Below are 20,376 nucleotides of genomic sequence, written 5' to 3' on the forward strand. Positions count from 1 at the left end.
CCTGGTGCGGACCCATGATGCGTGTGTTCCGGCCCGCCTTGTCCAATTCATTGTCCGCGACGTGAGAAGGGGCACCGGGGAAACGTGACCAGGGGCACGACGGGAAGCCGAAGGACGGGCGCCCGGGGGACGCCCGCCCTCACCTCGTGTATCGGTACGGCTACGGCGTGACCTTCTCGATCACCACGCTGCCGGTGCCCGCGGCCGTGCCGCGCGCGTTCAGCAGCGACACCTCGCCGAAGAACCGCCGGCCCTCCGGGGCCGCGCCGTTCACCAGCACCTCGGCCGTGACCTGCGCGGACGCGCCGTTCGCCAGCTGCACGGCCTTCGACTCGTCGACCTTGACCGTGCCGAGGGCGGACGAGAAGTACACGTCCTTGTAGTCGTACGTGGTCGACCCGGCCGGAACCGCGTACCCGTCGACGACGATCGTGTACGTACCGGCGGCCGGCTTGACCAGGGAGACGGACTCCTCGGAGTCGCCGTCCGCGGACTGGCCGACCTGCCTGCCGTCCTTGAGGACGGACAGGTCCAGGTCCGCGCCCTTGTCGGAGGTGTTGCCGATGGCCACGTCCAGCCGCTCGACGCCCTCACCGATGGTGACGGTGCTGGTCTGCTGCTCGTGGTTGGCGATCGTCGGGGCGGCGACCTTGGCGGAGCCCAGCGGGCCGCCCTTCAGCGTGCCGTCCAGGGCGGCGAAGCCGTTGGTGACCTTCCACTCGACGGGGGCCGGGGTGCCGGCCTTCGCCTCGGGGACGGTCTTGACGGCCGGGTCGAAGGAGGCACCCAGCAGCGTCACGCCCAGCTTGTAGGGGTTGTCCAGGTCGGGCGACGTACGGCGCGACTCGACCTCGATCTCCCAGACGCCCGGCTGCGGGTCGGCGTACGAGCGCAGGTCGGGGCGGCAGGTGTTCGCCGGGTTGTAGTGCGGGTAGCAGACGTTGGACGCGGTGTCCTCGACCGCCACACCGTACGGGTGGATGGCGATGAACCGGGTCTGGCTCTTCTCCTTCAGCTCGCCGAGCGAGACCTCCAGCGACTTGGCGCCCTCGGGCACGGTCACGAAGTAGGACTTCGTGGAGTTGCGCTGTACCGAGCCCCTCGCGGAGAGGGTGTACGACGGCTTGGCCAGCTCCTGCGAGGCGACCACCGTGGTGAGGATCTGCTTGTCGACACCCTCGGTGCGGACGTCGTCCGCCTCCAGGATGGCGCTGTGCACACCGGCCGAGAGCGCCTTGGCCGTCACCTTGACCGTGACCGGCTCGTTCAGCGGCAGCGCCACGGCGCCCGGACCGGGCAGGTCGAAGGTGCCGTCGTTGTACTTCCAGTCCAGCTCGTGCCGGATGGGCAGGTCCGGGCCGGTGGTGCGGGTGATGGTGACGTCGTACGTCTTTTGGTGCTTGACCTTCAGCCCGCCCTCGCGGTCGTACAGGCCGGTGCCGAAGCCGGGCGTCTTGAGCGCGAAGTCGATCGCGGTGTCGACCGGGGCCTTGACGGTGTACTCGTGCGCGGTGGCGCCCTCGCGGATCGCCTTCCAGGCGCCGACGACGTTGATCAGGCCGGAGCCCTGCTCGTGCGCCGCCACCCCGCTGATCTTCTTCGCGGTGCTGGTCAGCGCGGTGCGCAGATCGGCCGGCGGGAGGTCGATGTTCTTCTGCCGGGCGGCCGACAGCAGCAGCGCGCTCGCGCCCGCCGCCTGCGGCGACGACATCGAGGTGCCCTGGAGCATGCCGTAACCGGCGGGCAGCCGGTAACCGGCCTCCGCGACCGGCGCGCCGGGCAGCCAGGTCTGGATGGTGTTGATGGCCGAGCCGGGAGCCGTGATGGTCGGGGCGAAGCCGCCGTCCTCACGCGGGCCGCGCGAGGAGAAGGGGAACATCGCGTACGGCTTCTCGACCGCGGAGCCGTAGTTGGCGGCCCAGGTCTCCCTGGAGATCGCGGCGCCGACGGAGACCACCTTGTCGGCCAGACCGGGGTCGCCGATGGTGTTGGTGCCGGGGCCCTCGTTGCCCGCCGAGATGACGAGCTGGACGCCGTACTGGTCGATGAGGCGGGTGTAGAGCTCGGCGCGGGCGTTGTTGCCGTCGTTGAGGGCCGGCAGACCGCCGATGGACATGTTGACGATGTCCACACCACGGTTGATGACCAGGTCGGCCATGCCCTCGGTGAGCGCCACGTTGGTGCAGCCGCCGCTCCAGGAGCAGGCGCGCGAGGAGACCAGCTTGGCGCCGGGCGCCGCGCCGTTCATCCCGCCGCCGAACAGACCGTGGGCGGCGGTGATGCCGGCGACGTGCGTGCCGTGCGAACCCTCGATGATGCCGACGTTGACGAAGTCGGCCTTCTTGCCCACCCAGGTCCCGCCCAGCGGGTCCATCGGGACGTCCTTGCGGATCTCGATGACGAACGGGATCCGCTCGGCGACCTCGGTGTCCGGGTTGTCCGTGCCGAACCAGCCGATCTGGTGGCCGTCCTTGTACGGCTTCATCGGGGCGTCGTCCGTGAAGTCGCTGTTGCCGTTCAGGTCGACCCGCACGGTGCCGGCGGCCGGGTCGTACAGCAGACCCCACACGTCGGTGGTGTCACCGTCGCGGTTGAGGTCGCCCTTCATGTCGCCGTTGGCGGTGATCGCCTCGGAGAACCGGCTGAACTGGTACTTCCCGGCGGGCGCCGCCCAGGTGCGGCTCGCGGCCGTGAAGGTGGGGCCGTCGACCGGGGTGATCTGGGCGCGCCAGGTGCCGTCGCCGTCGGTGATCGGGTCGGTGGCCGTCACCCAGTCGACGATCTTGCGCTCGCCCGTGGTGGTCTTCTGCAGGGCCGGGTGGCCGAGGTCGACACCGGAGTCCATGATGCCGATGGTCACGCCGCGACCGTCGAACTTCGGGTTCTTGGCGACGAAGTCGACCGCGCCCGTCTCGAAGGACGGGTTGTACGGGTTCTTCGCGGGCGTCGTGGCATCGGGAGGCGGGTACGCGGCTGCGGTGGCGGTCCCCTCCGCGCCCTCGGCCCGGTCCGCGGACGGCGTCGGGTCGTCCAGCACGATCTCGTGCCTGAGGTCGATGCCGTGGACGCTGGGCAGGTCGGCCGCCGCGTCGAGGGCGGCCTTGGCCCGGGCGGTCGGCAGGGTGGCCCGCACGTAGCCGAGCTTGTCGTACGTCCTGCCGACGGACGCGCCCTGGACGGCGTCCAGTTGGGCGGCGACCTGCTCGGTCGCGCCGGGCGCGGTAGCGACCATGACGGTGACCGTCCTGTCGCCCTTGGCCTGCGCCTCGGCCAGCAGGTCGGCGTCGTGCGAACCCAGCTTGTCGGACGATGCCTTGACCGGTGCGGTGCCTGCCGGGTCGTCGGCGGCGAAGACCGGGGCGGTGCCGGCCGCCACGAGGGCGGCCACCAGGCCGGCGGCGGCGGCCACGCGGGCCGTCCGTCTGGGGCCGGGGGTCGAGCTCCTTGTTATGGAGCTCTGGGATTCGAGGGTGGTCATCAGCATCCCTGTATGTGAAAGAGAGGGTCCGGTATTTGGTGCCGGATGACCGCTCACCCTTTCGTACGGGACAGGGTTTGTGGAGGGTTGCTGAAGACGGATGCGGGTCATGGCGTACATCCGCCACCGCGGGAAATGCGCCACAGGGAACGAACGTGGTCAATTCCTCGGTTTCCGCAGGCTGCTCAGCCGTGCATCGGCTGAGCGTTCAACTTTCCTTCGCCGTCCGGGTGGCGCGTGCGTAATGCCGGGACGCCTTCGCGCGGTTGCCGCACACCGCCATCGAGCACCAGCGCCGGGTGCCGTTGCGTGAGGTGTCGAAGAAGTGGAGGACGCACGCCTCGTGGGCGCAGGCGCGGATCCGGTCGGGCGCGGTGCGCAGCAGATCCAGGTAGTCGCGGGCGGCGATCCACCCGGGCCCCCAGGAGGGATCGGCGAACTCCGGCTCCTCGGCGGGGCCTTCGGGGCCCAGCACGGCGCGGATCCGGCCGTGGCCGAGGACCTCGTTCAGGCGGACGGCGGCGGCGGGGTCGTCGGGGGCGTCGACGACGGCGGCGAGCGCGTCGCGCGCGGCGAGGGTGCGCTCCAGCGTCGGGGTGTCGGCGCGGAACCGGCCGGCCAGTCCGTTGCTCGCGAGCCAGACGGCCAGCCCGTCGGTGCCGGCCAGCAGGTCATGGGCCGCGCCCTCGTGGTTCCAGCGGGTGTTGAGCAGGTCGAGGGAGACCGGTTCGCCGGTGAGTGGACGCGGGTCGGGTGCGGGCATCTGGTGGCTCTCCCTCACTAGGTCTAACCCCTTAATCGTACGTGAGCGGTTGCACCCCCACTTTCTAACCAGTAAGGTCCACTTAGAAGGTTAGAGCACGGTGCTCTCACCGACGAGAGGGGTACGCCATGACGGCGACGACCATCCGCACGCTCCGCACCGGCCACATCGGCCTCAACGTCACCGACCTCGCACGCTCCCTCGCCTTCTACGGCGACGTCCTCGGCTTCGACGTCCTCGGCGAGGGCAAGGAGGACGGCGAGCGGTACGCCTTCCTCGGCCAGGACGGCCGGCTCGTCCTCACCCTCTGGCAGCAGGCCGACACCCCGTACGCCCCGGAACGCGCCGGGCTCCACCACCTCGCCTTCGAGGTCGACACCATCGACGCCGTCAAGGACGCCGAGGCGGAGCTGACCGCACGCGGCGTCACCTTCGCGTACGACGGCGTCGTCGCCCACGGCGAAGGCGCGTCCTCCGGCGGGATCTTCTTCCACGACCCCGACGGCACCCGCCTGGAGATCTACGCCCCGAGCGGCGCCGACGGCGCGCCCGCACCCCACACCGCCGCCCCCACCTGCGGCTTCTTCTAGGGAGTCCGGCCCATGAACCGCCCGTACCACGAGGGGTCGCTCGCCGTGCAGACCCGCGTCGGCGTCCGGGACCTCGCCGAACACGTCGGCCGCTCCATCGGCCCCGGCATCCGCCCGGTCGCCGCCGCCTTCCTGGAGCTCCAGCCCATGCTGGTGATCGGCGCGGCCGACGAGGAGGGGCGCGTCTGGAGCTCGCTGCTCACCGGCGCTCCCGGCTTCGTACGGGCGACGGGGCCGCACTCCGTGTCGGTGGCCGGGGGCCCGGCGGACGGCGACCCGCTCGCCGCGGCGCTCGCCCGCGCGTCCACCCCCGTCGGCACGATCGCCCTCGACCCGCGCACCCGGCGCCGGATGCGGCTCAACGGGGTGGCGCGGCCCAGCCCGCGCGGCCTGGCGATCGCGGCCGAACAGGTCTTCTCCAACTGCCCCAAGTATCTGCAGAGGCGCGCGCTGCGCGAGCCGGACGGCGGCCGGACCACCGGGGCCGTGCGGCGCGGGGGAGAGCTCACCCCCGCCCAGGCGGCGTTCGTCCGTGGAGCGGACACCTTCTTCATCGCCACCGTCGCCGCCGACGGCGCCGACGCGAGCCACCGGGGCGGCAACCCCGGCTTCGTACGCGTCACCTCGCCCACCGAGCTGAGCTGGCCCGACTACCAGGGCAACGCCATGTTCCTCACCCTCGGCAACCTGGAGACCGACGCCCGCGCCGGACTGCTGTTCCTCGACTGGGCCAACGGCACCACGCTCCAGCTCACCGGCGCCGCGCGCACCGCGTTCACCGCCGCCGGCCGCACCGTCCGCTTCACCGTCGACCGGGTCGTGGAGCGCGAGGGCGCCAGCCCCCTGCGCTGGTCGGCACCGAAGTACTCACCGGCCAATCCGGAGGTCCCGGCGGGCTGACCGGCGTCACCTGGGCAGCACCACGACGTACGCGGCCGGGGCGCGGTCCCCGGCCGCCATCAGGGCCGTACGCACCACGATCGCCTGCTGGTCCAGCGCGTCGCGCAGCTTCGCGGGCGTGACGTGGACGACGGTGATGCCCAGCCGCTCCAGATGCTCGCGCTTGCGGGTGTGCTCCGACCACGTCGCGTCGTCGTCCTGGCGGGGCGCGCGGGTGTCGAGCTCCAGGGCGACGGCGTGATCGGGCCAGTACGCGTCCACGCCGCCGAGGTGCGGGCCGCCGGGCAGCCGCAGATCCACGCTCCACAGCGGGTCGGGCAGCCCGTACGTCCGCACCATCTCGTACAGCCGCTCCTCGGCCCGCGAACGCCCATCGGCGAGCAGCGAGTCGACGGCGTCCACGACGTGCGGCCGGGTGAGCAGCCGGGCGCGGCTCAACTCCCGGACCACCGCCGCCGGTTCGCAGTGCCCACCGCGCACCGCCTCGGTGAGCAGCCGGCGCACCGTGTGGGCGTCCCCGATGTGCCCGACGGCGTCCGCCAGGGCGCGGGCCACCGGCGCCACCGGCACGCCCGTCACCTCTCGCGGTGTGGGCAGGTCGCCCTGGGCACGCACGATGCGCACGTCCCCGGTGGACCGCAGCCGCCGGGTGCGCGGCACCAGGACGTCGATCCGGTCCAGCGCGGGCAGCGGCGGCGCGGCCGGGAACCGGTACAACGCGAGCGCCGCCAGCCCGGTGAGCATCGCCTCCCCCGCGCCGGCGGGCCGCCGCTCGGCGTAGAGCAGGGCGGCGTGCAGCCGCTCCTCGCTGGTCGGCGGCCCGGGGTGCAGCAGGTACACCCCCGGCAGCACCTGCTGCCAGGGCCCACCGGCCCGGCACTGCGCGTCGGCTTCGGCGGGGGACACACCGTGCGCCCGTAGCTGCGCGGCGGACAGCACACGCCGCGGGGCACCGGAGAGGTGGGGGAGGGGACGGGGGGAGAGCGGGGTGTTCGTCATGCCCCGGGGTTTCCCGCTGGACGCCCACGGGCTAACCACTGTTACAAGCTCGTCGACAATCCGGGACAACCCCGTCCTAAAGTACGGGCGTTCGACTGCCGATCAGGGCTTCCGCACACCCCCGGGGACCTGCGCCGACGTCCCCGCCCCGGCCCGCCGGTGCTCCATGGTCCTCCAACCCCCGTCGGGGGCGGGGGTGTTGCGTCCGGGACCGGCTCGCGGGGTGGGCGGCGTGCCGGCGCCCCCGCGGGCCGGGGGAAGCCCCCGGGCCCGCGGAGCGGTGCGACCTGCCGCCGTCACACGGCCGGCCACCGCGGGCCCACCCCCACCGGGGCCCCGCGCCCCGGCAACCCGCGCCCCACGGGCCCCGCGCCCCCTCCTCCCCCCCCCGCGTCAGCTCCCCCGCGTCAGCTCGCGGCGGCGGCGTCACGGGACTGGGCGCGCAGGGCGCGGGCCAGGTCGTCGCGGGCCTCGATCACCAGCCGGCGCAGGGCCGGGGCGGCCGACTCGTGGGCGGCGAGCCAGGCGTCCGTGGCGTCCAGCGTCGAGGGGTCCGCCTGGAGGGACGGGAACAGGCCCCGCACCACGTCCATGCCGATCTGGATGGAGCGCTCCTTCCACACCCGCTCGATCGCCTCGAAGTACTTCGGGGCGTACGGCGCGATCAGCTCCCGCTGCGACGGCTGGACGAAGCCCGCGATCGTCGCCTCCACCAGCGCGTTGGACAGCGCGTCCGACTCCACCACCTGCGCCCACGCCTGCGCCTTGACCGCCGCCGACGGACGGGCCGCCAGGCACCGCACCTGGTGGCGCCTGCCGGACGCCGTGTCGTCGCGGGCCAGCTCCGCCCCGATCACCGTCTCGTCCGCGCGGCCGTGCGCGGCCAGCGGGCCGAGGAACGACCAGCGCAGCTCCTGGTCCACGTCCAGCCCGTCGATCTTCGCCGAACCCTCCAGCAGCTCCTCCAGGAGCGTGAAGTCCGCTTCGGTCGTCGCCGTCGCCGCGAAGAACCGCGCCCAGGTCAGCTGGTGCTCGCTGCCCGGCTCCGCCGCCCGCAGTTCCCGCAGCGCGCCCTCCGCCAGCAGCCGGCCGCCCCGCTCGCGCCAGGCGGGTGCCGCGTAGTGAGTCAGCGCCGCCTGTGCCCACGCGTGCAGCATCTGCAGCACACCGATGTCCGACTCGCGTCCCGCGAAGTCCAGCACCAGCCGGATGAAGTCCCGCGCCGGCAGCAGCGCGTCCCGGGTGAGGTTCCACAGCGCCGACCAGCACAGCGCCCGCGCCAGCGGATCGGTGAGGTCGCCCAGGTGCGCCCGCAGCGTCGCGAGCGAACCGTCGTCGAACCGGATCTTGCAGTACGTGAGGTCGTCGTCGTTGACGAGCACGAGCTCCGGCCGCTCCGCGCCCGCCAGCTCGGCCACCACCGTCCGCTCACCGGTGATGTCCACCTCCGCGCGGGCGTACCGCACGAGCTCGCCGCCCTCCATCCGGTACAGGCCCACGGCCGCGCGGTGCGGGCGCAGCTCGGCGCCGTCCTGGTCCACCGCCAGCTCGGCGACACGGCCGTCCGCGCCGTACGTCACGGTCGGGGTCAGCGCGTTGACGCCCGAGGTCTGGAGCCAGGACCGCGCCCACGCCGTCATGTCCCGCCCGGACGTCTCCTCCAGGACCGACAGCAGGTCACCCAGGCGGGTGTTGCCGTACGCGTGCCGCTTGAAGTACCGCCTGGCGCCCTCCAGGAACGCCTCGCGCCCCGCGTAGGCCACCAGCTGCTTGAGCACGGCCGCGCCCTTGGCGTAGGTGATCCCGTCGAAGTTCAGCTTGGCGTCCTCCAGGTCACGGATGTCGGCCGTGATCGGGTGTGTCGACGGCAGCTGGTCCGCGCGGTAGGCCCAGGCCTTGCGGTTGTTGGCGAAGGTCACCCAGCTGTTGGTGAAGCGGGTGGCCTCCGCCAGCGAGAAGGAACCCATGAAGTCCGCGAAGGACTCCTTCAGCCACAGGTCGTCCCACCACCGCATGGTGACCAGGTCGCCGAACCACATGTGCGCCATCTCGTGCAGGATGACGTTCGCCCGCCGCTCGTACGCCGCCCGCGTCACCTTGCCGCGGTAGATGTACTCCTCGCGGAAGGTCACCATGCCCGGGTTCTCCATGGCGCCGAGGTTGTACTCGGGCACGAAGGCCTGGTCGTACTTCCCGAAGGGGTACGGGTAGTCGAAGTTGTCGTGGAAGAAGTCGAAGCCCTGCTTGGTGATCAGGAAGACGTCGTCCGCGTCGAAGTGCTTCGCCAGCCCCTTGCGGCACATCGCGCCGAGCGGGATCTCCAGATCGCCCCGCCGGTAGGTGTCGGTCACGTAGTGGTACGGGCCGGCCACGACACAGGTGATGTACGTGGAGATCGGCGCCGTCTCGGCGAACCGCCACACCCCGCCCTCGCGGGACTCCTCCACGCCGTTGCTCCACACCGTCCAGCCCTCGGGCGCCGTCACCTCGAAACGGTACGGGGCCTTCAGATCGGGCTGTTCGAAGTTGGCGAACACCCGCCGCGCGTCGGCCGGTTCGTACTGCGTGTAGAGGTAGACCTCGCCGTCCTCCGGGTCGACGAACCGGTGCATGCCCTCGCCGGTCCGGCTGTACGCGCACCGCGCGTCCACCACCAGGGTGTTCTCGGCGGCCAGCCCGTCCAGCGCGATCCGCGAGCCGTCGAAGACGGCGGCCGGGTCCAGCTCGCGGCCGTTCAGCGTCACCGCGTCCACCGCCGGGGCGATCAGGTCGACGAACGTGGCGGAACCCGGCGCGGAACAGCGGAACCGGATCGTCGTCACCGACCGGAACGTCCGAGGCCGCCCGGCCTCGACCTCCCCGACGGCGGACCGCAGGTCGAGCGCGACCTCGTACCCGTCGACGGACAGCAGTTCGGCACGCGCGCGGGCCTCGTCGCGGGACAGATTCTCACCGGGCACGGGCTACTCCTTCGGGGCTCGTTCTGACAGCAGCGATCCTCCCACGCGCCGCTGACAACGGGCAGGCGGGAATGGATCGGCGGGCCGGCCGCGTTGCCAGGTCGAGGCCCCATCACCGCCGCCATGGCCAGCGCCAAGAGGAGAGACATGTCCGAGAGCAGGATCACCGCCGACTTCTGGTTCGACCCGCTGTGCCCGTGGGCGTGGATGACCTCGCGCTGGATGCTGGAGGTCGAGAAGGTCCGGCCCGTGGACGTGCGCTGGCATGTGATGAGCCTGGCCGTCCTCAACGAGGACAAGCTGGACTCGGTGCCCGAGGAGCTCCGGGAGATGCTGGCGACCACGGCCTGGGGCCCCGTCCGCGTCGTCATCGCCGCCCAGCAGCTGCACGGGGACGAGGTCGTCGGCAAGCTGTACACCGCGCTCGGCACCCGGCTCCACAACAAGGGCGAGGCCCTGTCCCACGCGACCGTCGTCGAGGCCCTGGAGGACGTCGGCCTGCCCGCGTCCCTCATCGAGTACGCCGACAAGGACACCTACGACGCGGAGCTGCGCGCCTCGCACAACGAGGGCATCGAGAAGGTCGGCCAGGAGGTCGGCACGCCGGTCATCGCGGTACCGGGCGCGGACGGCGGGCAGGTCGCCTTCTTCGGCCCGGTCGTCACCCCGGCCCCCAAGGGCGAGGAAGCGGCCCGCCTGTGGGACGGCACGCTGATGGTGGCGTCGATCCCCGGCTTCTACGAGATCAAGCGGACCCGCACCCAGGGCCCGGACTTCAGCAACCTCTAGGCACGGCCCGCCACACCGAAGACGGCCCCCGCGAGTCCTGTCCTCGCGGGGGCCGTCCTTCCATCCGCCTGCCCGGTGAAGGTTGAGAAGACGATCACGAGCAGGGCGTCTCACATCGGTCGGGTCAGGGGGCGATCAGCGGCGTGCGCTCCTTGGCCTGCGCGTACCGCTTCGCCACGTCCTGCCAGTTGACGACCTGCCACATGGCCTCGATGAAGTCGACCTTCTGGTTCTTGTACTGCAGGTAGAAGGCGTGCTCCCAGGCGTCGAAGACCAGGATGGGCACGGACCCCTGGCCGACGTTGCCCTGGTGGTCGTAGACCTGCTCGACGATCAGCCGGCCGCTGACCGGCTCGTACGCCAGCACGCCCCACCCCGAGCCCTGCGTGGTCGCGGCGGCCTTGGACAGCTGCGTCCGGAACTTGGCGAAGGACCCGAAGGACTCGGCGATCGCGTCCGCGAGCTCACCGACACCGTCCGCCGCCAGCGGCTCGCCACCGCCGCCGTTCTTCGTACCGGTCATGTTGTGCCAGTAGATGGAGTGCAGGATGTGGCCGGAGAGGTGGAAGGCGAGGTTCTTCTCCAGGCCGTTGATCGAGCCCCACTGCTCCTTGTCGCGGGCCTCTTCCAGCTGCTCCAGGGTGTCGTTCGCGCCCTTGACGTAGGCGGCGTGGTGCTTGTCGTGGTGCAGCTCGATGATCTGCGGATTGATGACCGGCTCGAGCTCCGTGTAGTCGTACGGAAGTTCAGGAAGTGTGTAGATAGCCATGTCCGAGCCCTCCGACTGCTGCTTATTGCACATCCTATGCAAGTGCAGGCTAGCAGCAGGAAGGCCCGGAAGTTGATCAGCCCTTCGTCCTAGGTCCCGGGCGTGGCGGGCGCGTCCCGCGCCGCCACCGCCAGGTCGGGGAAGTCCGTCACCACCGCGTCGACGCCGAGCGCGTAATGCCGCGCGTACTCGGTCAGCGCGTCGCCGAAGTCGTCCGGGTCGTCGCCGCGCCGCAGGTCGGCGGGCAGGTGGCGGTTCTCGGCGCGGAAGGTGTACGCCCCGACCCTCAGCCCGGCCGCGTGGGCGTCCCGGAGCAGCGGCGAGGGCGGTTCCAGGAGCGACTTGTCGGGGCCGATCCACCGGGCGTACGCCGCGATGGCGCGCAGCCCGGCGGGCGTCATCATGTCCCGGTACGTGGCGGGGTGGCCGTACGGGCCGCCGCTGGTGCCCAGGGCCTGCCACAGCGGGACGCGCAGGCCCTCCTCGGCGAGGCGCAGCAGGCTGGACGGTTCGAAGGACTGGATGACGCACTCGCGGGGCCCGAGGCGGGTCCGGCGTACGGCGGCGGCGAGGAGCGGCTCCAGCGGCAGGCCGAGGGAGCGGAAGTAGGTGGGGTGCTTGGTCTCGGGGAAGACGGCGACGGTCCGGCCATGGCGCCGCGCCAGCGCCCGTGCGAGGTCCACCACCTCCTCGAAGGTCAGCACCTGCTCGCGCCCGTCGAAGACGGTGTTCCGGTTCCGTAGGAGGGGGAGCCGCTCGACCGCCCGCAGTGTCCTGAGCTCGGCGAGGGTGAAGTCCTCGGTGAACCAGCCCGTCACCGTACGGCCGTCGACGGTCTTCGTGGTGCGGCGGGCCGCGAACTCGGCGCGGCGGGCGACATCGGTGGTGGCCGAGATCTCGTTCTCGTGCCGGACGACGAGGCGGTGGTCGCGGGTGGCGACCAGGTCGGGCTCGATCCAGTCGGCGCCGCACTGGACGGCGAAGGTGTAGGAGGAGGCGGTGTGTTCGGGGCGCCAGCCGGCGGCGCCGCGGTGACCGATCACGAGCGGCCCGGCGGCGGGCCGGCCGGCGGCCACCGCGGGGGCGGCCGACACCGCGCGGCCTGCGGAGAGGGCGGGGGAGGGGGACAGGGCGGCGGCGGTTGCGCCCGCCGCGAGGAGTACCGAGCGACGTCTCATGGAGCCGGACGGTAGGCGGGCGGGCGGCGCGGGCCGGACGGTTCACGCCCTGTGCGGCCGGTTTTCACCTCCCGTACCGCACACGGGAGGGCCCCGGCGCGCGACGCGCCGGGACCCTCCCTGTGAGCGGAACCGGGTCAGGCCTTCTCGGTGACCGCCGGAGCCTCCGACGGCTCCTCCCGCTCCTTGCGCACCTTCTGCACGATGACGCCGATCACGGCGAGCGCGATCGTCAGCCCGCCCGTGTAGTACAGCTGCAGTCGCGTGTCGGCCTCGCGGGCCATCAGCACGAACACCACCGCCATGCCGGCCAGCGCCACCCAGGTCAGGTACGGGTAGAGCCACATCTTCACGACCAGCTTCTCCGGCGCCTCACGCTCCAGTCGGCGGCGCAGCAGCAGCTGCGAGACGGCGATGAAGATCCAGACGACCAGGATGATCGCGCCGATCATGTTGAGCAGCCACGCGAAGAGGTCGTCGGGCCGCCAGTAGCTGAGCAGCACGCACACGAAGCCGAAGGCGGACGACGTCACGACCGCGATGCGCGGTACCCCGCCCGAGATCCTGCCGAGCAGCTTCGGGCCCTGGCGGCGGGCCACCAGGGAGCAGGACATGCGGGAAGCGGCGTAGATGTTGGCGTTCATCGCGGAGAGCAGGGCGATGAGCACGACCACGTTCATGATCTGGCCGGCGGCGGGGATGCCCAGGAAGTCGAGCGTGGCCACGTACGGGCCCTTGGTGGCGACCGACTCGTGGGTCCAGGGCAGCAGCGTGACCACGACGGCCATCGAGCCGACGTAGAAGATCGCGATGCGCCACATCGCCGTGCGCACGGCCTTGGCCACGCCCTTCACCGGGTGCTCGGACTCGGCGGCGGCGATCGTGACCGTCTCCAGACCGCCGTACGCGAAGACGGAGGCGAGCAGACCGACGATCAGGCCCTCGGAGCCGTTCGGCATGAATCCGCCGTGGCCGGTGAGGTGGGTGGTGCCGGGGGCGTCCGTGCCGGGCAGGGCACCCACGATGGCGAGGACGCCGATGCCCAGGAAGAGGACGATCGCGCCGACCTTGAGGGTGGCGAACCAGAACTCGAACTCGCCGAAGTTCTTCACGGCGGCCAGGTTCGTGCCGCAGAACACCACCATGAAGAGGGCCACCCACGCCCACTCGGGCGTGCCGGGCAGCCAGCCGGTCATGATCTTGGCGGCGCCCATGCCCTCCAGGCCGACGGCCACGCAGAGCAGGAACCAGAACGACCAGCCGGCGGTGAAGCCCGCCCACGGGCCGATGGCCCGCTCGGCGTGCACCGAGAAGGTGCCGGAGGCCGGGGTGGCGGCGGACATCTCGCCCAGCATGCGCATGACGAGCATGACGAGCGCGCCGGACAGCGCGTACGCGAGGATGATCGACGGGCCGGCGGCCGCGATGGCGGTGCCGGAGCCGACGAACAGCCCGGCGCCGATGACGCCGCCGAGGGCGATCATCGACAGGTGGCGCTGTTTGAGTCCGTGCGAGAGGGGCGCGTCGGCGATGGGTTCGGGGGTACCGACGGTGACCGGCTCCGCGGATGCGGGCGCGGGGGTCCGAGACATGGGCGTGCCCTGTTCAGTAGCTGAGACGGGGGTGCGGCCCACAGTCTGTGGGGGTGTCACGCTCACTGGGAACAACTGACCGCTATACGGACACCGTGCTCACACAATGTGAAGGAATGAACACAACTCCATCACATCCGGCGCACACGCCACTCCCGGGCCCCCGCCACGGTGAGCACGGCCGCCGTCGCCGCGCCCGACCACAGCACCTGCGGCCGCGTCCCGTCGTCGGCCACCATCAGCACCAGCACCGCCGCCATCGCGGCCAGTGCCGCCCAGGTCAGCCAGGGGAAGCCCCACATGCGCAGCGTCAGCTTCTCCGGGGCCTCCCGCTCGATGCGCCGCCGCAGCCGCAACTGCGACACCGCGATCAGGCCCCAGACGAACAGCAGCACCGCGCCGACCGCGTTGAGCATGTAGAGGAAGACGGAATCCGGCCACTTCAGATTGAGCAGTACGGAGAAGAACCCGAACGCCACCGACGCCAGCACCGCCCGCCACGGCACCCCACCGCCCGACACCTTCAGCAGCCCCTTCGGCGCCTCGCCCCGCTCCGCCAGCGAGAACACCATCCGCGACGACCCGTACAGGTTGGCGTTGAGCGCCGACAGCAGCGCCACGAAGACGACCACGTTCATGATCTGACCGGCGCCCGGCACCCCGATCGCGTCCAGCACGGCCACATAGGGGCTCGTTCCCGGCCGCATCGACGTCCACGGCAGCAGCGTCACGATGACCAGCATCGAGCCGACATAGAAGAAGAGGATGCGCCACACGGCGCTGCGTACCGCGCGGGCCACGTTGCGCGCCGGGTCCGCCGACTCGGCGGCGGCGATCGTCACCACTTCCAGGCCACCGAAGGCGAAGACCACCGCCAGGACCCCCGAGACGACCCCGTCCCAGCCGGCCGGCAGGAACCCGCCCCGCCCGGTCAGGTTCGCCATCCCCACCGGAGCCGTGCCGGGCAGCCACCCGGCGATCGCCGCCACGCCCAGCGCCAGGAACAGGACGATCGCGCCGACCTTCAGCGCGGCGAACCAGAACTCGAACTCGCCGAAGTTCTTCACGGCGGCCAGGTTGGCGGCGGTGAACACCACCATGAACACCAGCACCCAGGCCCACTGCGGCACGCCCGGCACCCACCCGTTCGCGATCCGCGCCGCGCCCGTCGCCTCCACCGCCAACACGACGACCAGCAGGAACCAGTACAGCCAGCCGACGGAGAACCCGGCCCAGCGCCCCAGCGCCCGCTCCGCGTGCACCGAGAAGGCGCCCGACGCGGGCATCGCCGCCGACATCTCGCCCAGCATCCGCATGATCAGCATCGCGAGCGCACCCGCGATCAGATACGACAGCACGATGCCCGGCCCCGCGACCGCGATCCCGGCGCCCGAGCCGACGAACAGCCCGGCGCCGATCACCCCGCCCAGACCGAGCATCGTCAGGTGCCGCTGCTTGAGCCCGTGCGAGAGCGGCTCGGGCTCCGTGGCCAGGGGGGCCGACGGGGCGGCCGGAGGGGCGTCGTGGTGCATGGCGCTCGTACTCTCGCAGGTCACTCGGGCTGGGGGCAGCGATTTGGCGGGAGTCCACAGTCTCCCCGCAGCCTGCCTCCGGGCGCAAAAAGGGCGGCCTGTCACCCGCTCCTCGTGACAAGCGTCACGCCGCAGGAGGATTGGCCACCGCCTTTTGTGTGATCTCCACCAAACGTCCGACCGGCGCTTTGTCATCGGCTGACGGTGATCACTCGTTCACTCCTGGGCTACGGTCACCCTGTCCTCAACTGCCCTCACCCCGCGGAGCCCCCGATGAGCACTGCCACCGCCCCCGTCCGCACAGGTGCGGTCCTCGCCGACCTGCTGCCCGCGAGCCGCACCCGCGACATCGCGCTCGTCATCGGCGGCGCCGCGCTCACGGGCATCGCCGCCCAGATAGCCGTGCCCGTCCCGGGCTCGCCGGTCCCCGTCTCCGGCCAGACCTTCGCCGCCCTCCTCGTCGGCACCGCCCTCGGCGCCCGCCGCGGATTCCTCTCCCTCGCGCTGTACGCGCTGGCCGGCATGGCCGGTGTGCCGTGGTTCGCGCAGGCGACCTCCGGGTACGCCATGCCGTCCTTCGGCTACATCCTCGGCATGCTCCTCGCCGCGACCGTCGTCGGCGCCCTCGCCCGCCGCGGCGCCGACCGCTCCGTGCCGCGCATGGCGGGCACGATGGTGGTCGGCTCCCTGATCATCTACGCGGTCGGCGTGCCGTACCTGGCGCTCGCCACCGGCATGACGCTGTCGCAGGCCGTGGCCGCGGGCCTGACGCCGTTCCTGATCGGTGACGCGCTGAAGGCGGCGCTGGCGATGGGCGCGCTGCCCACGACGTGGAAGGTCATCGGCCGGAAGGGCTGACGTTCCAGCCCCCGCCGACGTCATGGCGCCGACGGAAGAGGTTCGCCGGGTCGTACCGCTCCTTGACCCGGGCGAGCCTCTCCGCCGTTGCGGCGTCGTACCACCCCTCCGTACGGTCCCCGGCGGCGAAGCAGAAGTTGAGCGAGCGCCCCAGCGCCACCGGCGCCAGCCCCGCGAACACCTCCTCGTACCGCGCCCGTACGGCCCGTACGTCCGTGCCGTCCAGTCCCGACAGCACCTGCACCAGGAAGCGCGCGTCACGGTGCGGCACCGTGTTCGGACGGTGCCGGGCCAGCGCCCCGCCCAGGTGCCTGACCTGTGTCACCGTCCACACCGGCGACTCGGGCCCCGTCAGCGCCAGCAGCCGCCGCGCGTCCGTGACGGACAGCTCACGCACCATCAGGCTGTCCCCGTAGTACGCGTGCGGCTGCTCCGGGTCGCTGTGAATCGTCGCCGACCCGGTGTACGGCATCTCCCGCAGCGAGTCGGCCACGGCCGCGCCGACCGCCCGCAACGGCGCCACCAGCCGCTCGCCCTCCGCCGCGCTTCCCGTGTACGCGACCCGGATCGACGCCGTGTACCGGCCGCGCAGCCGCTCCGGTACGAACGGGACGTCCGGGAAGACCATCACGCACAGGGACGACGTCAGCGTGTCCGGCGCGCCCACGGTCCACTCCAGATACGTCCGCACCGCCTCGTCGACCAGCTCCTCGGCGAACATCAGTGACCCGCCGAACAGCCGGGCCACCGGCACCAGGCCCGTTTCCATCGCGGTGACGAGCCCCAGGGTGTGCCCGCCGCCGAGCAACCCCCCGTACAGCTCGGGCTCGCTGTCCTCGGTGACCCGGCGCAGCTCCCCGTCGGCGGTCACCACCTCCAGCGACCTCACATGGTCGGCGGCGTAGCCGTACGTGCGGCCCAGGATGCCCAGGCCGCCACCCAGCGTGTACGAGACGGCCCCCACGCCCGGCGCGGACCCGTTCAGCGGCGCCAGCCCGTGCGGCGCCGCCGCCTCGACGACCCGGCCCCAGCGCACCCCCGCCTCGATCCGGGCGGTGCGCGCCGCCGCGTCGACGCGTACGCCGTCCATGCGGCGCGTCGAGATCAGGACGCCGCCCTCGGTGGCCCCCGGCAGCCCGTGGCCGGTCGCCTGGACGCCGACGGGCAGGCCGCGCTCGGCGGCGTACGCGACGGCCCGGCGCACGTCATCGGGGCCGGTCGCGGCGACCACCAGCTCCGGCCGCAGCGCGAAACCGGTCTGGAAGCCGGCGAGTTCGTCGTCGTACCCGGCGTCGCCGGGACGGTACGTGATCATGGGAAAAGGCCCTCCGTCCACTCGGGGTGTACGGAGAGCCTTTCGCCGAAACCTGACAGGAACCGTCAGGTATTGCCGTCAGCTCGCGAGACGCGCCTTGCGCATGCGCTCGCGCACGACGCCGATGCTCACCACGATGGCGGCGACCAGCACCGACAGCAGCACGACCTCACGGTTGTCCTTGTCGTAGACCATGTAGACGAGCACGAAGGTGATCATCGCGGCGGTGGCCCACGTCAGGTACGGGAAGAGCCACATCCTCACGGTCAGCTTCTCCGGCGCCTCGCGCAGCAGGATCCCGCGCATCCGCAGCTGGGTGAAGCAGATCACCAGCCAGACGAACAGGGCGACCGCGCCGGACGAGCTCAGCAGGAAGTCGAAGACCGTGTCCTTGAACGCGTAGTTGAAGTACACGGCGGCGAAGCCGAACGCGACCGAGGCCAGGATGGCCGCCGTCGGCACCCCCTTGGCGTTGGCCTTGGCGAAGGCCTTCGGCGCGTCCCCGCGCTCGCCCAGCGAGTACGCCATGCGGGAGGCGGTGTACAGGCCCGAGTTCAGGCACGACAGCACGGCCGTCAGCACGATCACGTTCATGATCTGACCGGCGTGCGGGATGCCGATGGAGTCCAGGGCCGCGACGTACGAGCCCTTCTCGACGATCGACTTGTCGTTCCAGGGGAGGAGGGTCAGGACGACGAAGATCGAGCCCAGGTAGAAGACGGCGATGCGCCAGATCACGCTGTTGGTGGCCTTGGTGACCGCGCGGCGCGGGTCCTCCGACTCACCGGCGGCCAGCGTGACGATCTCGCTGCCCATGAAGGAGAACACGACCATCAGCACGCCGGTGAGGATGGCGCCCGCGCCGTTCGGCAGGAAACCGCCGCTGTCCGTGAGGTGCGCGAAGCCCGCGCCCGGGTTGTCGGAGCCGGGCAGGAGCCCGAACACCGCCAGCAGACCGATCACCACGAAGGCGCCGATGGCGACGACCTTGATGCCCGCGAACCAGAACTCGAACTCGCCGTACGACGACACCGAGGCGAGGTTCGTCGCCGTCAGCACCACCATCACGATCAGCGCCCACGCCCACTGCGGTACGGCCGGGATCCAGCCCTCCAGGATCACCGCACCCGCGGTCGCCTCGACCGCCAGCACCACGACCCAGAAGAACCAGTACAGCCAGCCGATGGAGAAGCCCGCCCACCGGCCGAGCGCGCGGTCCGCGTACGCGGAGAAGGAGCCCGAGTTGGGGCTCGCGGCCGCCATCTCGCCGAGCATCCGCATCACGAACACGACCAGCGCGCCGACGAGCAGGTAGGACACGAGGATGGCGGGGCCGGCCTTGGCGATACCGCCGGAGGATCCGACGAACAGGCCGGCGCCGATCACTCCACCGATGGCGATCATGGAAAGGTGGCGGTTCTTGAGCCCGGCCTTGAGACCGTCGGAGGACTGCGGAGTACCGGGTTCGCCGGCCATTCCGCCTTCCTTCTGCAGGGTCGGCTGTGTCGTCATGGACGAATCCTTACGTCTGGGGTGCACTCGGGTTACGAGCCCGTGCATTGAAACCCGAGACCCGCGGAGGCCGAAAGACCCGATTCCGGATCGTGATACGCGGGCCCCGCTGACAGCTGCCCCGTCGCGTGCGTGCCACACTCGGACCCATGCGCGTGTACCTCGGTTCCGACCATGCCGGCTTCGAACTCAAGAACCACCTCGTCGAGTGGCTCAAGGCCCACGGCCACGAGCCCGTCGACTGCGGTCCCCACATCTACGACGCCCAGGACGACTACCCGCCGTTCTGCCTCCGCGCCGCGGAGAGGACCGCCGCCGACCCGGACAGCCTGGGCATCGTCATCGGCGGCTCAGGCAACGGCGAGCAGATCGCCGCGAACAAGGTCAAGGGCGTGCGGGCGGCGCTGGCCTGGAGCGAGCAGACGGCGGCGCTCGGACGCGAGCACAACAACGCGAACGTCGTCGCGATCGGCGGGCGCATGCACTCGGTGGAGGAGTCCACGAAGTTCGTGGAGACCTTCCTGAACACCCCGTACTCGGGTGAGGAGCGTCACACACGCCGGATCGAGATGCTCTCGTCCTACGAGACCACCGGCGCCCTCCCGCCGATCCCGGCCCACCACCCCCAGCAGGACTGACCCCGCGGGGCCGCCCGTCCCGCCCCGCGCGCCGTGCGTCGGGGGCGCGTTCCGGGTTCGTTGCCGCGCCCCGGGCGCCCGAGCCGCGGCCACCTCCGGTGTTGAGGGCGGGGCCCCTCCGGGCTCGGACTCTCCACCGGAGGGCGCGCCCCCACGGGGCCGTCGCCCTTGCCCCCTCGCATGGAATGCGTGTCCTGGCCGGCGAACCGCTGCGGGGACGATCCCGCACGACCCCGCCCCGATGTCGTACGCCGGGTGCGCGCTGTCCTGGCGGGCGTGCGCGCCCCCGGCGCGAAGCCGCCGCGTCCGATGGGGCGTCAGCCCCCACGAATCCGTCCCCACCAGTACGGGGGGACGGGGGCGGAGCCCCCGGTTTCGGAAAGGGGCGGGGCGGGGGGGGGAGGCCCCCCCCCCCCCACCAACGGGGAAACAATCCCCAAAGGCCAAACAAACACCCCCCCCCCCCATAGGAATATCCAACCTCTGAAAAACACTAACATCGT

Annotated in this window: 15 protein-coding genes; 5 read left to right on the plus strand and 10 right to left on the minus strand. The window is 71.7% G+C overall.

Annotated features, from left to right (window positions below; translation table 11 throughout):
• Positions 1-160: 160 nt before the first annotated feature.
• The gene (locus ABZZ38_RS19485; protein ID WP_356741287.1) at positions 161-3,478 is read right to left on the minus strand and encodes a S8 family serine peptidase; all 3,318 of its coding nucleotides are present in this window, start codon (positions 3,476-3,478) and stop codon (positions 161-163) included.
• Between the two features lie 208 nt (positions 3,479-3,686).
• Complete coding sequence (locus tag ABZZ38_RS19490) at positions 3,687-4,241, minus strand: CGNR zinc finger domain-containing protein (RefSeq protein ID WP_356741289.1); 555 nt, start codon at positions 4,239-4,241, stop codon at positions 3,687-3,689.
• A gap of 128 nt (positions 4,242-4,369) precedes the next feature.
• Here ABZZ38_RS19490 and ABZZ38_RS19495 point away from each other — a divergent pair, with 128 nt between their 5' ends.
• Together ABZZ38_RS19495 and ABZZ38_RS19500 are read left to right on the plus strand one after the other, a co-directional pair.
• Positions 4,370-4,831 (plus strand): VOC family protein, encoded by a 462-nt coding sequence (locus tag ABZZ38_RS19495; RefSeq protein ID WP_356741291.1) that lies wholly within the window; start codon positions 4,370-4,372, stop codon positions 4,829-4,831.
• A 12-nt stretch (positions 4,832-4,843) separates the two neighbouring features.
• On the plus strand, positions 4,844-5,731 hold the full coding sequence (locus ABZZ38_RS19500) for a pyridoxamine 5'-phosphate oxidase family protein (RefSeq protein WP_356741293.1): 888 nt from the start codon (positions 4,844-4,846) through the stop codon (positions 5,729-5,731).
• A 6-nt stretch (positions 5,732-5,737) separates the two neighbouring features.
• Here ABZZ38_RS19500 and ABZZ38_RS19505 read toward each other — a convergent pair whose 3' ends face one another.
• Together ABZZ38_RS19505 and pepN are read right to left on the minus strand one after the other, a co-directional pair.
• Entirely contained in the window at positions 5,738-6,730 is a 993-nt protein-coding gene (locus ABZZ38_RS19505; RefSeq protein WP_356741295.1) for a hypothetical protein, read from the minus strand.
• 407 nt (positions 6,731-7,137) lie between these two features.
• A complete protein-coding gene (pepN, locus tag ABZZ38_RS19510) occupies positions 7,138-9,690 on the minus strand; it encodes an aminopeptidase N (protein WP_356741298.1) in 2,553 nt (850 codons plus the stop codon).
• 147 nt (positions 9,691-9,837) lie between these two features.
• Between pepN and ABZZ38_RS19515 the strand changes: the two genes are divergently transcribed.
• The gene (locus ABZZ38_RS19515) at positions 9,838-10,479 is read left to right on the plus strand and encodes a DsbA family protein (RefSeq protein WP_356741301.1); all 642 of its coding nucleotides are present in this window, start codon (positions 9,838-9,840) and stop codon (positions 10,477-10,479) included.
• 124 nt (positions 10,480-10,603) lie between these two features.
• Here ABZZ38_RS19515 and ABZZ38_RS19520 read toward each other — a convergent pair whose 3' ends face one another.
• The 4 genes from ABZZ38_RS19520 to ABZZ38_RS19535 all read right to left on the minus strand — a co-directional run bounded on the left by ABZZ38_RS19520 (position 10,604) and on the right by ABZZ38_RS19535 (position 15,550).
• Complete coding sequence (locus tag ABZZ38_RS19520; RefSeq protein WP_356741303.1) at positions 10,604-11,248, minus strand: superoxide dismutase; 645 nt, start codon at positions 11,246-11,248, stop codon at positions 10,604-10,606.
• An 89-nt stretch (positions 11,249-11,337) separates the two neighbouring features.
• Positions 11,338-12,426 carry a glycerophosphodiester phosphodiesterase family protein gene (locus tag ABZZ38_RS19525; protein ID WP_356741305.1) on the minus strand — a complete coding sequence of 363 codons (1,089 nt, stop codon included), beginning with the start codon at positions 12,424-12,426 and terminating at the stop codon, positions 11,338-11,340.
• 137 nt (positions 12,427-12,563) lie between these two features.
• Positions 12,564-14,018: an amino acid permease gene (locus ABZZ38_RS19530; protein ID WP_356741307.1), complete on the minus strand. Its 1,455-nt coding sequence runs from the start codon at positions 14,016-14,018 to the stop codon at positions 12,564-12,566.
• A 131-nt stretch (positions 14,019-14,149) separates the two neighbouring features.
• Entirely contained in the window at positions 14,150-15,550 is a 1,401-nt protein-coding gene (locus tag ABZZ38_RS19535) for an amino acid permease (RefSeq protein ID WP_356741309.1), read from the minus strand.
• Positions 15,551-15,823: 273 nt separating this feature from the next.
• Between ABZZ38_RS19535 and ABZZ38_RS19540 the strand changes: the two genes are divergently transcribed.
• Positions 15,824-16,408: a biotin transporter BioY gene (locus tag ABZZ38_RS19540; RefSeq protein ID WP_356741312.1), complete on the plus strand. Its 585-nt coding sequence runs from the start codon at positions 15,824-15,826 to the stop codon at positions 16,406-16,408.
• Here ABZZ38_RS19540 and ABZZ38_RS19545 read toward each other — a convergent pair.
• Positions 16,389-17,723 carry an FAD-binding oxidoreductase gene (locus ABZZ38_RS19545; protein ID WP_356741314.1) on the minus strand — a complete coding sequence of 445 codons (1,335 nt, stop codon included), beginning with the start codon at positions 17,721-17,723 and terminating at the stop codon, positions 16,389-16,391. The genes ABZZ38_RS19540 and ABZZ38_RS19545 overlap by 20 nt on opposite strands.
• A 78-nt stretch (positions 17,724-17,801) precedes the next feature.
• Complete coding sequence (locus tag ABZZ38_RS19550; RefSeq protein WP_356741316.1) at positions 17,802-19,235, minus strand: amino acid permease; 1,434 nt, start codon at positions 19,233-19,235, stop codon at positions 17,802-17,804.
• A 149-nt stretch (positions 19,236-19,384) separates the two neighbouring features.
• Here ABZZ38_RS19550 and ABZZ38_RS19555 point away from each other — a divergent pair, with 149 nt between their 5' ends.
• On the plus strand, positions 19,385-19,873 hold the full coding sequence (locus ABZZ38_RS19555) for a ribose-5-phosphate isomerase (RefSeq protein ID WP_356741318.1): 489 nt from the start codon (positions 19,385-19,387) through the stop codon (positions 19,871-19,873).
• Positions 19,874-20,376 lie beyond the last annotated feature (503 nt).

It is taken from the genome of Streptomyces sp. NPDC006368, from assembly GCF_040612535.1.
In the GTDB taxonomy this organism is placed as follows: domain Bacteria; phylum Actinomycetota; class Actinomycetes; order Streptomycetales; family Streptomycetaceae; genus Streptomyces.